The sequence below is a fragment of the Chryseobacterium sp. A321 genome, assembly GCF_054489265.1.
On record NZ_JBTMWZ010000001.1, the window covers coordinates 412103 to 424617 of the forward strand.

Annotated in this window: 11 protein-coding genes; 3 read left to right on the top strand and 8 right to left on the bottom strand. The window is 40.6% G+C overall.

What is annotated here, in order from left to right; all coding sequences use genetic code 11:
* Position 1: 1 nt before the first annotated feature.
* From ACX3PZ_RS02000 to ACX3PZ_RS02015, 4 genes are all read right to left on the bottom strand, one after another.
* Positions 2 to 691, bottom strand: coding sequence for a hypothetical protein (locus ACX3PZ_RS02000; RefSeq protein ID WP_459111882.1), 690 nt, complete (start codon positions 689 to 691; stop codon positions 2 to 4).
* Between the two features lie 73 nt (positions 692 to 764).
* Positions 765 to 2873 carry a TonB-dependent receptor gene (locus ACX3PZ_RS02005; protein WP_459111883.1) on the bottom strand — a complete coding sequence of 703 codons (2109 nt, stop codon included), beginning with the start codon at positions 2871 to 2873 and terminating at the stop codon, positions 765 to 767.
* 256 nt (positions 2874 to 3129) lie between these two features.
* Positions 3130 to 3612: a hypothetical protein gene (locus tag ACX3PZ_RS02010; protein ID WP_459111884.1), complete on the bottom strand. Its 483-nt coding sequence runs from the start codon at positions 3610 to 3612 to the stop codon at positions 3130 to 3132.
* A 179-nt stretch (positions 3613 to 3791) separates the two neighbouring features.
* Positions 3792 to 4526 carry a WG repeat-containing protein gene (locus ACX3PZ_RS02015; RefSeq protein WP_459082585.1) on the bottom strand — a complete coding sequence of 245 codons (735 nt, stop codon included), beginning with the start codon at positions 4524 to 4526 and terminating at the stop codon, positions 3792 to 3794.
* Between the two features lie 174 nt (positions 4527 to 4700).
* Between ACX3PZ_RS02015 and ACX3PZ_RS02020 the strand changes: the two genes are divergently transcribed.
* Positions 4701 to 6974 carry an aconitate hydratase gene (locus tag ACX3PZ_RS02020; protein WP_459111885.1) on the top strand — a complete coding sequence of 758 codons (2274 nt, stop codon included), beginning with the start codon at positions 4701 to 4703 and terminating at the stop codon, positions 6972 to 6974.
* 83 nt (positions 6975 to 7057) lie between these two features.
* Here ACX3PZ_RS02020 and ACX3PZ_RS02025 read toward each other — a convergent pair whose 3' ends face one another.
* The 4 genes from ACX3PZ_RS02025 to ACX3PZ_RS02040 all read right to left on the bottom strand — a co-directional run bounded on the left by ACX3PZ_RS02025 (position 7058) and on the right by ACX3PZ_RS02040 (position 9718).
* The gene (locus ACX3PZ_RS02025) at positions 7058 to 7741 is read right to left on the bottom strand and encodes an RluA family pseudouridine synthase (protein ID WP_459083480.1); all 684 of its coding nucleotides are present in this window, start codon (positions 7739 to 7741) and stop codon (positions 7058 to 7060) included.
* Between the two features lie 22 nt (positions 7742 to 7763).
* Positions 7764 to 8099, bottom strand: a complete 336-nt coding sequence (locus tag ACX3PZ_RS02030) for a hypothetical protein (RefSeq protein WP_459082589.1) — start codon at positions 8097 to 8099, stop codon at positions 7764 to 7766.
* On the bottom strand, positions 8099 to 8914 hold the full coding sequence (gene panB / locus ACX3PZ_RS02035) for a 3-methyl-2-oxobutanoate hydroxymethyltransferase (protein WP_459082591.1): 816 nt from the start codon (positions 8912 to 8914) through the stop codon (positions 8099 to 8101). Before panB ends, ACX3PZ_RS02030 begins: the two co-directional genes overlap by 1 nt.
* 90 nt (positions 8915 to 9004) lie before the next feature.
* Positions 9005 to 9718 carry a Crp/Fnr family transcriptional regulator gene (locus ACX3PZ_RS02040; protein ID WP_459082593.1) on the bottom strand — a complete coding sequence of 238 codons (714 nt, stop codon included), beginning with the start codon at positions 9716 to 9718 and terminating at the stop codon, positions 9005 to 9007.
* Between the two features lie 83 nt (positions 9719 to 9801).
* Here ACX3PZ_RS02040 and ACX3PZ_RS02045 point away from each other — a divergent pair, with 83 nt between their 5' ends.
* The gene (locus ACX3PZ_RS02045; RefSeq protein ID WP_459082595.1) at positions 9802 to 12186 is read left to right on the top strand and encodes a heavy metal translocating P-type ATPase; all 2385 of its coding nucleotides are present in this window, start codon (positions 9802 to 9804) and stop codon (positions 12184 to 12186) included.
* Between the two features lie 120 nt (positions 12187 to 12306).
* A complete protein-coding gene (ccoS, locus tag ACX3PZ_RS02050; RefSeq protein WP_459082597.1) occupies positions 12307 to 12513 on the top strand; it encodes a cbb3-type cytochrome oxidase assembly protein CcoS in 207 nt (68 codons plus the stop codon).
* The last annotated feature ends 2 nt before the right edge of the window (positions 12514 to 12515 follow it).

Sequence of the window (12515 nt, forward strand, 5' to 3'; positions counted from 1 at the left end):
ATTAGGGATTAATGCCGGAGTTGTTTTTGGATAGAGTACTCTCTAGCTTTGGCCTATCCGCCTTGGGAGATTCGGTTGGGATTGTATCTTTTTTTGGGCTCGGTTTGGAAATTTGAGGCGGGGTTTCAAGGACCGAGTCTTTTCCAAACAAAAACTCTCTATTCATTAGCGCGAGCACCACCAATCCTGCAGCAGGTATTAGAAGTAAAAGCAGCCATCCAAACGATTTTTGAGTTTTATATTCGGTGAGACTGTCTCTATCCGAACTTTTCTTTTCCTTGAGTTTTTTTAAGTCAATTTCTTCTAGACCAAAATTGTCAGGACTGCTAATTTCAAGTCGTTCTCCTTTAAAGAGCACCTCACCTCCGTCAGAATAAAAAGTTCCAAGTCCCTCCAGCCTTAATTCTTTAGCCTCGCTCAATTGATTTTTCCAATACAGAGTATGGGTCGAGACTTCTTTTTGCACCTCAGGAAGAGAAAGCATCTTCCTTTCTGCTAATTCCTGCGAAAATCCTTTATCCGCCTGCTGGTAATCAAATTCCAACGCAATTTCTTTTGCCGGCGGAAGGATACGCGTGGTTTTTTCCAGAATTTTGGCTTCGGAATTTTTTAAATAAAACGTTCCGAATCCTTCAAGCGCTACGGAATGATCCGCTTTCAGTTTCTCTAAAATTTGGGTTTCAAGCTTCATATTGCCAGCAAATTTACTATTTTTAACGGACTTCAACCAAGCGTGAACGAAGAGTCAAACGAAAGAATATCTCCTAGCGAAACTCATAGCTAAATCCAAATAGGAAATTCGTGCCCGCTTGGGAAAAATAGAAGGGCTCAGAATCATACACATACCCATTGTTTATGTATTTCTGATTGAAAACATTATTCAGTAGCAATTTAAATTCTACTGCATTTCGAGCTAGCTCAAGTCGGTACCGAGCACTTAAATCACTAAGAAAATAGGAGTCTGTTCGAAGTGACTCTGTATGCGTATTGTCAAGGTATTGACTTCCGACAAATTGATTTTGGAATTCAAAGAAAAGCGAATCATTGGGTTTGAATCGAATCGAAAGATTTGCTATAAACTCAGGCGAAAAGGAAATCGGCGTATTGCCCAAATTGACAACCTCGTTTTCATCCTCTAGCTTAAAATCAACATTTCGGTTACGGCTAAGGGTTAAATTGGAATTGATTTCCCATTTTTTCGAAAGCTTGGCAAGAGCAGAAACTTCGAGCCCACTTCGAAATGATTTTCCAGAATTCGTACGAATGAATTCCCCTATGGAGTTGATTTGTCCGCTTAACACCAGTTGATTTACATAGTGCATATAGTAGAGATTTGCAGAAACCAAAAGGGAAGAACCTAGAGCGTATTCCCATCCTAATTCAAAATCATGCAAGGTTTCTTCTTTGACCTCTGGGTTTGCAAACAAATCGTCCCTGCTGGGTTCGCGGCTTGCTTTCGCATAGGATAGATAGAGTTTCCCACTTGGAATAGGGTAATTAAGTCCCACTTTGGGATTAAAGAAATTCCAGTTTTTCCTCAAATCCGCTCCTTCCTCATCACCGGGCTGCAGTATCTTTGTGTCGTATACGATGGAGCGCATCTGCAGGTCCCCGAAAACTTCCCATCTACCTACTTTAGCAATGGCCTTTCCAAACCCTGAAACTTCATTTTTTACCGAACGATTTCTATAGTATTCGTTGGAAACGGAATTCGCAGTCAAATAATCCTTTGCTTCTCCGAAATGGCGTCCAAAATATTGATTGGCTACAAGCCCAAAGTGCAAATCGATTCCGGATAGATCCCCGTACAAGTTCGAAGCCACCCCATAAAAATCATTGTCAAGCCACTTTTTTCGTATAAAATCGGAATAGGCATTGCCGTTGACAGGACTGAGACCATAGGTTTCATAGCTTTTGCCTTGTTTGTAATTTTCGTAGTACCCTTTTCCCTTTGTGTAATGCAACGTGGTTTGCAAATTCCAAGAATCGTTCAACTTCTCATCCCATAAAAATTGATAGTGATTTTGGCGATAATTGTCTGTCTCATTGTCATAAAACCCTACAATTTCGCTCCAATCGTCGTTGTATATAGCTCCCGATGAATTGAACTTGGGATAGGTTCTCCATGACTCTTTGTCAATTCCATTCCAGGCTTGATATGTTTTTTCAGCGCCCCCGAAGGCTAGCATACGCAAGGAAGTTGAACCTCTATGAAAACGAGCAGAAAGGTTGTAAGAATCTAAATCGGAAAACGCTCGATCGATATAGCCGTCCGAGTGAATTTTAGTGTATCGACCCATAACCGAGAGTTGGTCTTTCCAAAAAAGACCAGAACCTATTTCCGCAGAATATTTATACGTATTGAATGACCCATAACTATTGTCTGACCTCACGTAGAATTCTTCGGCAGGGTCCTTTGAAATCACATTTACACTGGCACCAAAAGCAGAAACTCCATTGGTTGAGGTTCCCACTCCTCTTTGAATCACAATTGCCGAGGCAGAACTAGTTAAATCCGGCACGTTGACAAAGAATGTACCTTGAGATTCAGAATCATTATAAGGCACCCCGTTCATCATTACATTGATGGAGGTTCCGCTCACACCTCGGATTCTTAGTCCAGTATACCCCACTCCGTTGCCTGCATCGGAACTTGAAACCACAGAAACCTGGTTCTTGAGCAGAATTGGCAAATCCTGACCTAAATTCTTCTGACTTAAGTCTTTCTCTACATTGAGAATTTCTTTCGAGACGGGCAGCCTCTTTGTAAAATGAACACTTTGAATTAGAGATTCTGAAATTGAATCCTCTTTGACTTGTTGCCCAAAGGCAAGCGGGCTTACCATTAGCCCTAAAAAAAATAATCCTTTCATTCTTTTAAATTGTTTAAAATTTATAGGAATAAAAGGGGTCGAAAAGTTATACGTGAATACTGCAAAATTGCATTTTAGCAGCTCCCTAAACAGCATTATCTGTTCCAGGTTCATCGGGTATAATCTCAGCCACTCTTTGGTAGCACCCCTTTACTTCTGGCGCAAATATAGCCATTTTAATTTGAGTCAGCCAACAAAAAAGACTCTTCCTAAGTTCATGACTTATGCTAAGCCCCTCTTTCCCCTTGCTAACTTCTTAATTTACAAAGGAAAAAGCATCTCGGTACCGATCGACTCGAAATTGCTTTACTGGAGATTTCATATCCTTGTAGAGCTCCTGAACTTCTCTATATTCTTTACTCTGAACAATCGAGCGCATTGCACTTCCAGAAGGAGAAAACAAAAGAGTGTAACGAACTGGACGACCAAAAGTGTCCATATCCAAAAACTCACGTTTGGCTCTCATCTCGCGGCTAATCTTCTGCTTTAATATCCCCTCATAAAACAATCGAAACGCACTATTCTTCCCGAAACTACTAGTGAAAAAAATTTGATTAATATCGGAGTTTGTAATTTGCTCCAAGAGATCTACGTTAAGTTCGATTTCGCTCATTGCACTGTCCAGGGCAGAATTGTTTAATCTAATACAACTTAAAACTGTGTCACTCATGGAAATTTCTCCTTTCTCCAGAAACGATACTATTTCATTTAAAGAAATCTCTTCTTGGCTTTTGGCCACAAATTGCTTTGGAAAAGCCTCGCGTAGAATACCCCAAATACTGTTCCGATTGCCATAAAAAAAAGGAGTAAGAAAACGATCAAGTCTCAAGGGATGAAAAGTACCTAATATAAGGCGTTTATGCTTTGGATTTATTGGATATTTCTCGAGAAAAAGATGTTGACTTCGACTTTCCATCTCTAATACCTGTTGTTGTAGCGATCTACAAAATAATACTCCTTTCCGTCTTTACTTACCTCAAATAAACGGGCAAGCTTCCAACTGAAATTTCGTTTTATGTCGGCATAACGAAACGGAATAATTATATTTCCTTCAATGTCAATAACTCCAAATCTATTGTCGTACGTGGCAATAATCATCGGGTTTTTCAAATCATCGCCTTCCATAATGTGAAGATACTGAAATTGTGGATAGATTATATACTGCCGATAGTCCATCTCATTTTCAAATTTGCTACGATCAATAACCCCGTAAAACCCACTACGAACATAAGAGTGATATAATTGAGCCTTATATTCATAAGGACATTTCCCAAGGTCCTGCTCTTTAAAACGGTAGACCTTTTTTCCCGATTTGTCAATTCTGTAATCCACGTTCTCCACTGTTCGAACAGAAGCATAAGCATCCGATCCATATTCTCGTACCTTTTCGTTGGGAGAATTTAAAAGCTTACAATCGGTCGTGAAAAAACCAACATTCTTGTATTGAGCCGGTATCACCATTTCGCCACTTTGATTGACATATCCGAATTTTCCCTCTGTCTTGCGAGGAATCAAACCCGGAATCGAATCGTTAATTTTCTCATATTGTGATTTTTGAGACTCGTTCGACGATTTGGGGCTTGTATTTTGTCCACTTATTCCTAGGGATATAAAAACCAAAATAAGGATAAGGTTTCTTACTAATAACTTCATAAAATTAACTACACTAAACGCTTGCCAAAGGTAACACTTCTGTTAGAAAATAGAAAAATAGATTTTTGATATCCAATTTATAACGAATATAAATTGCAATCTAAAGCAAACCCTTAAATTTTTCGTAAATTTGGGCTTTAACTATTATTTTTAAAATCAAAAACATTTTGCAATATGACTTTTGACATTGAAATGATCAAAAAGGTGTACGCGCGTTACCCGCAACGTATTGAAGCTGCGAGAAAAACAGTTGGAAAACCGCTTACCCTATCCGAAAAAATCCTATACTCCCACCTATGGGAAGGCGATACCAGCACGGCATACGAAAGAGGTAATTCTTATGTAGACTTTGCTCCAGATCGCGTGGCAATGCAAGATGCGACCGCGCAAATGGCATTACTCCAATTTATGCAAGCTGGAAAAAGCAAAGTTGCAGTACCTTCTACGGCGCATGCCGATCACCTTATTCAGGCGAAAGTAGGAGCGGAAAAAGACTTACAAGAATCCATCAATAAAAACTCAGAAGTATTTAACTTCTTAAGTTCTGTATGTGATAAATACGGAATTGGATTCTGGAAACCAGGCGCAGGTATTATTCACCAGGTAGTTTTGGAAAATTATGCATTCCCTGGGGGAATGATGATTGGAACCGACTCCCATACTGTGAATGCCGGTGGTCTTGGAATGGTGGCTATTGGTGTAGGAGGCGCAGACGCCGTCGACGTAATGGCAGGAATGCCATGGGAATTAAAAATGCCTAAATTAATTGGGGTTAAATTAACCGGGAAATTAAGTGGTTGGACCGCAGCAAAAGACGTGATTCTTAAAGTGGCTGGTATCCTTACTGTGAAAGGAGGAACAGGATGCATCGTCGAGTATTTCGGTGAAGGAGCTCAGAGCATGTCCGCTACTGGAAAAGGAACGATTTGTAACATGGGTGCTGAAATTGGAGCGACTACTTCTACATTTGGATACGACGATTCTATGCGTCGTTACCTAAGTGCAACAGGAAGGCAGGACGTTGTGGACGCTGCTGACCAAATCCAGGAGCATTTAACCGCTGACCCAGAAGTATATGCGAACCCAGAACAATATTTCGATCAAGTGATCGAAATCAATCTTTCCGAATTAACACCTCATCTAAACGGTCCGTTCACACCGGACTTGGCAACACCAGTCTCTGAATTCAAGGAGAAAGCAGAAGCAAACGGATGGCCATTAGATGTAGAATGGGCTCTTATCGGATCTTGTACGAACTCTTCGTATGAGGATTTATCACGCGCCGCTTCTATTGTAGAAGATGCGGTAGCAAAAGGAGTAAAACCGAAAGCAATCCTAGGAGTGAACCCAGGTTCTGAACAAGTGAAATTCACAGCAGAACGGGATGGATTCCTAGACAGCTTCCGCAAATTTGAAAATGCTAGAATCTTCACGAATGCCTGTGGTCCATGTATTGGGCAGTGGGACCGTGAAGGCGCTGAAAAAGGAGAAAAGAACTCAATTATTCACTCTTTCAACCGTAACTTTGCTAAAAGAGCAGACGGTAACCCAAATACTCATGCCTTTGTAGCCTCTCCAGAAATGGTGGCTGCCATTGCCATATCAGGACGTCTCGATTTCAACCCTCTAAGCGACACCTTAACGAACGAACAAGGTGAGCAAGTGAAGTTAGACGAACCGAAAGGAATTGAACTTCCTTCAAAAGGGTTCGATGTTGGAGATAACGGATACCAAGCTCCGTCTCATGATGGGTCTTCCGTTCAAGTGAATGTAGATCCAGAGTCTGACAGACTGCAACTTTTGGTTCCATTCACTCCATGGGATGGTAAAAACATTGAAGGAGCTAAAGTTCTTATCAAAGCGTACGGTAAATGTACCACAGACCACATTTCCATGGCAGGACCTTGGCTTAAGTATAGAGGTCACCTTGATAACATTTCGAACAACATGTTAATTGGAGCTGTAAATGCTTACAACATGGAAACGAACAAAGTGAAAAACCAACTTGACGGTTCTTTTGATGAAGTACCTAATGTGGCAAGAGCTTACAAAGCCGCTGGAATTCCTACCTTAGTGGTTGGAGACGAAAACTACGGTGAAGGATCTTCCCGTGAGCACGCAGCCATGGAACCTCGTCACCTAGGAGTTAGAGCCGTGCTTGTAAAATCATTTGCTCGTATTCACGAAACGAATCTTAAAAAGCAAGGAATGCTCGGAGTCACTTTCAACAACAAGGAAGATTACGATAAAATTCAAGAAAACGACACCGTGAACTTTGTAGATTTACAAGAATTTGCGGCAGGCAAACCCCTTACCCTTGAATTCCTTCATGAGGACGGAAGCAAGGATATCGTGGTTGCAAACCATACGTATAATGAACAACAAATCGGTTGGTTCAAAGCAGGTTCTGCTTTAAACTTGATCGCAGAAGAAGCAAGCAAAGGATAACATTCAAAGCTTAAGCGTATAGAAAAATGCCACGAGGAAATTCCTCGTGGCATTTTCTTTATTAACTCTTTAATATTCTCAGCTTATCGTTCGATGCAGGCTTGCCAAATGGGATCACCTTTTGGAACTTCTGCTGTGATCGTAACCTGTTCTTTTGTGACGGGATGGACAAATTCCAATTGACGTGCATGCAAATGAATTCCACCGTCAGGGTTCGATCTTGGAGACCCGTACTTTAAGTCCCCTTTTATAGGCACTCCAATTTTTGACAATTGCGCACGAATTTGGTGGTGGCGTCCCGTTTTCAAGTCTACTTCCAATAGCATATAATTGGCAAGTAGAGTATGGACACGATACGAGAGAATAGCTTCTTTTGCCCCAGGGGCTTCTCTAGGAAAAACAATAGCCTTGTTGTTCTTTTCGTTCTTTTTGAGATAGTGAATAAGCTCGCCTGAATCTTCAATCCCTGCCTTAGGCACCACAGCCCAATAGGTTTTGCGAATCTCTCGGTTCTTCACCATCTGAGTTAGCCTTGAGAGAGCTTTGGAAGTCTTGGCGTAAATCACTAATCCTGAGGTAGGACGATCGATACGATGCACCAAGCCTAAAAACACATTTCCAGGCTTATGATCGCGTACTTTGATAAAATTTTTGATAAGTTCAATAAGGGAATCGTCCTGAGTCTTGTCTCCTTGAACCAACTGACCTACATGCTTATTGATCACAAGCAAATGATTGTCCTCATACGCAATTTGGTCGGGACTAATTTGCGCTGCACTATTTTGCACCTTAACGTTTTGGGACTCTTGGTCGATTAAATAAGGAAATTAAAACTCCTGCAAACAATCCAATGGTTTTAAGAGCTGCCAAACGACTTTCGATTGGGAAAAAAATGCCAATCACACACAATGCCGCTGCAATATACATCGGAATCACAAATTTTGGATTGGTTAAAATCGGAGCCATGAGAACAAAACTAATTCCGATCAGCACATAAAAGAGCTTTTGGTATAAAAACTCATTGACTTCAGGACTGAAAAAATTGAACCATCCTGTCAGCAGACATAAAAGTGCACCTACCGATACGATAGCTTGCAGTTTGTTTAATTGACTTACATTATTCATTAATAACTTTCTTTTTCGTTAGGGAAATCAGCTGTTTTCACATCGCTGACAAATTGGGAAACAGCTCCCGATATTTGAGTGTACAGATCTAGGTAACGTCGCAAGAATTTAGGAGAAAACCCTTGGTTCATACCCACCATATCCTGGTAAACAAGCACTTGACCGTCGCAATCTGGACCGGCTCCAATCCCTATCGTGGGAATGGAAATACTCTCACTGACCTTTTTTGCAAGGTCTGCGGGAATTTTTTCTAAAACAAGAGCAAAACAACCTAGTTCTTCTACTAGTTTTGCATCCCTTAGTAGCTTTTCCGCTTCTTCATCTTCTTTTGCACGAACTTTATAGGTTCCAAATTGGTAAATAGACTGAGGGGTCAATCCTAAATGGGCCATCACAGGAATTCCTGCATTCACAATCTTACGAATGGATTTTTCGATTTCTACACCTCCTTCAATTTTAACTGCGTGAGCTCCACCCTCTTTCATCATTCGAACGGCTGACTCTAGGGCCTTCTCTGGGTTACTTTGGTAGCTTCCAAAAGGCAAATCTGCCACAATAAGTGCTCTATCCACACCTCGCACCACGCATTGCGTATGGTAAATCATTTGATCGAGTGTAATGGGCAATGTGGTTTCATGACCTGCCATCACGTTGGCTGCCGAGTCTCCCACCAAGATAGAATCCACACCTCCTGCATCCACCATTTTGGCAGTCGTAAAATCGTATGCGGTAAGCATCGTTATTTTTTCCTTGTCGAACTTCATTTTTCGCAAGGACTCTGTGGTTACTTTTTTAATTTCAGAATGAACCGACATAGACTTCTTTGGTTTTTGTATTTAGAAAAACAGAACCGATAAGCTTATGAATTATGCTTATCCTAATTTAGGGCCTGTTATTTACTCATCCTATAGGTTCACATGCCCTAGTTTAATGAGCTTATCATGATTTAGTATTTTAATATTTCTCCCCTCTGTTTCAATCAATTGATCGCTTTTAAATTCAGAAATGAGACGTATTGCACTTTCTGTGGCTGTGCCAATTAAATTCGCAACTTCCTCGCGGGTGAGAGCAATTTTGATAAATCCTTCAGGATCAGTTCCAAGTTTCTGTTCCAGCAGTAGAAGCACTTCCGCCAGACGTTCCCTAACTGTCTTTTGGGCAAGATACGTTACTGTATTAGAAGACTCGCCTAGTTCGTATGCAAACTTTTGAAGCATTGCAAAAGACAGCTTTGAATCTACTTTTAGCATATGAAGAAATACATCGCCTGGTACAAATACAGCAGTTACTTCTGACATAGCCTCTGCTTTCGCTTGAAAATTCTCTTCAATTAATAGAGATCTATATCCGATCAAATCTCCCTCTTTAATAAAGCGAAGGATCTGATCCTTCCCATACACCCCAGACTTAGAGAGCTTCACAGTACCTACTTTGATAAAATAAACACCGTGAGCGTTTTGATCTTCTTCAAATAGCAATTGTCCCTTATGGATGTGGATTTCTTTCTTTGCCTCCATATACTTTTTGAAGTCTTCATCAGAGAGTACTTCGCGAAAGGACTCTTCCTTAAAAACGTTCAAAAAATTCCGATCTATAAGCTCTAGTTTCTCAATCGACATACCAATGACATTTATCAGCAAAAATAGGTAAATTTACCACCAAGGGCAATTATTTTTATCATAATTTTGCAGGTCTAGGCAAAATGAAAGTGGAATATTGTTATCATTGTGGCGACGGAATTAAAAAGGAGCGGATAGCTTTCGATGAGAAGGTGTTTTGCTGTCATGGATGCCAGTCCGTTTATGAAATTTTAAGTTTCAATCAATTAGGAAATTTCTATGAGCTGAACAAAAGTTCTGGAATCCGTCCTGAAGACAATCTAGACCAATACAACTACTTAGACACACCTGAAATCTTTGATCGTGTGGTGGATTTCTCAGACGATAAGACCACGATAGTCACTTTCAAAATTCCTGTCATTCACTGTTCTTCTTGCATTTGGCTCCTGGAGAGCTTATCGAGTTTGAATCCTGGGATCTCGTACTCACAAGTGCATTTCACCAGAAAGACTTTGCAAATCTATTTCGATCCTGAAAAATTACCCCTAAGTGAACTTGCTAAATTTTTAGCCAATTTAGGCTACAAGCCTGTCATCAACTTAGAAACAGCAGATCGCATTGTTGAAAAATCCGACAAATCCCTTCTAATCAAATTAGCCATTGCGGGCTTTGCATTTGGCAACGGGATGCTTTTTAGTTTCCCAGAGTACGTAGAAATCGTTCTCGGTACCACAGACTATTGGATGCAGCAGTACAAGAATCTCTTTCGATTCATCATGTTCCTTCTTGCTACTCCGGTCGTGTTTTACTCGGCTTCTGATTATTTTAAATCTGCTTATTACGGACTGAAAAACAAGATCATCAACATTGATGTACCGATTGTACTCGGAATCCTAGTTCTTTATGGTCGAAGCATTTACGAGACCCTTACTGACTATGGCCCCGGATACTTCGACACCTTGTGTGGACTTTTATTTTTCATGTTACTCGGGAAAATATTTCAAAAGCGTACATACAGTTCCCTTTCTTACGATCGGGACTATAAATCCTTTTACCCCATTGCCGTGACCCGATTAGATTCGCAGGGCCAGCAAGAAAGCATTTTACTGTCGGAACTCTCCATTGGGGACCGAATCATGGTTCGAAACCAAGAAATCATCCCTGTAGATGCCATTCTAATTCGTGGGGAGGGACACATTGACAATAGTTTCATTACCGGAGAAAGCAACGCAGTCCCAAAGGAGGCAGGCGACCGCATCTATGCCGGAGGAAAGCAAGTGGGCGCCGTGCTGGAACTGGAAGTGATCAAGAATGTGGACCAAAGTTATCTAACTCAACTTTGGAACAAAGAAGCCTTTAAGAAAAAAGAAACTGGACTCGACAACCTTACCAACACCATAAGCAAGTACTTCACCATCGTAATCTTAGGGATCACCGTACTTGCCGGTATCTACTGGTCTCAGGTCGATATGGAAAAGATGTTCCAAGTGGTTTCTGCCATCTTGATTGTAGCATGTCCATGTGCTCTGGCTCTGTCTGCACCTTTTACCCTTGGGCATATCATGCGGATTTTGGGGAGAAACAAGTTCTATGTCAAAGACACACTGACGATTGAAAAACTAGCCAAAATTCAAACGCTGGTATTTGACAAAACAGGAACCATCACCCACAACGACGAATCTCAAATCCTTTACGAAGGCAGTCCAATCACCTCCTGGGATGTACAGAATCTCAAGTCTCTACTGAAAAACTCAAACCATCCTTTGTCTAAAACTCTTTACACTTTTCTAGAAGAGCCTGATTTGTATTTTCCGATCGAGAACTTTATCGACCAACCCGGAAAAGGCTATAGTGCAGTGGTAAGAGGCCACCACTATAAAATTGGTTCCGCATCATACAACTCTCAGAAGTCGACGAACCTAGAAACGGCGGTACACATCAGCAAAGACAATGAGTATTTAGGGAAATTTATATTTAAGAACGAGTATCGATCAGGACTAACTCTACTTTTCCAACATTTAGAGTCCTTCAACTTGCATGTGCTTAGTGGAGATAACGAATCTGAGAAAAACAAACTGAAGCAAACCATTCCCACTGCGATGGGAATGGCTTTTAATCAAGATCCAGAAAGCAAGTTAAATTACATCAAAGATTTGCAAGAGGAAGGTCAAAATGTCGCTATGATTGGGGATGGACTGAATGATGCCGGTGCTTTAAAACAAAGTGACATTGGAATTGCAGTGGCAGACGACACGAACTCTTTCACTCCTTCGTCCGATGTAATTATGGCGGGAGAAAAGATTCCAACCCTTCATCATTTTTTAAGTCTTTCCAAAGATGCAATGAGGATTGTGAAGTTCACCTTTGCGATCAGCTTACTTTACAATGTGATAGGGGTCACGATTGCAATTTTAGGATACATGTCTCCTTTGGTTGCCGCTATTTTAATGCCAATAAGCTCCATAACCGTCGTGGCATTCACCTCCCTAGCCACTTGGATGCGTAGCTTAAAATATTTTAAGATATAGGATTGTAGGAAAGGCTGCTATTTAGAAGGGTTTTAAATTAACAAAATTTAACACGAAATGACTTTTATCATTATTTTTCCATAAATTTGACGATCCTAAAAAATTAAATTTGCCTAAGAAATGGATATACTATATTTGATGATCATTTGCAGTGTATCTTTGGCAGTGGTTTTTTTGATAATCTTCATTATTAATGCCCGTCGAGGCCAGTTTGAAGACGACGAATCACCTGCAGTAAGGATACTCTTTGAAGATGAAATAAAGCCGGAGAAAAAAATAAAAACTCCAGAGGAAAATACAGAAACAACCGACGAAAAAAGTAATTAATT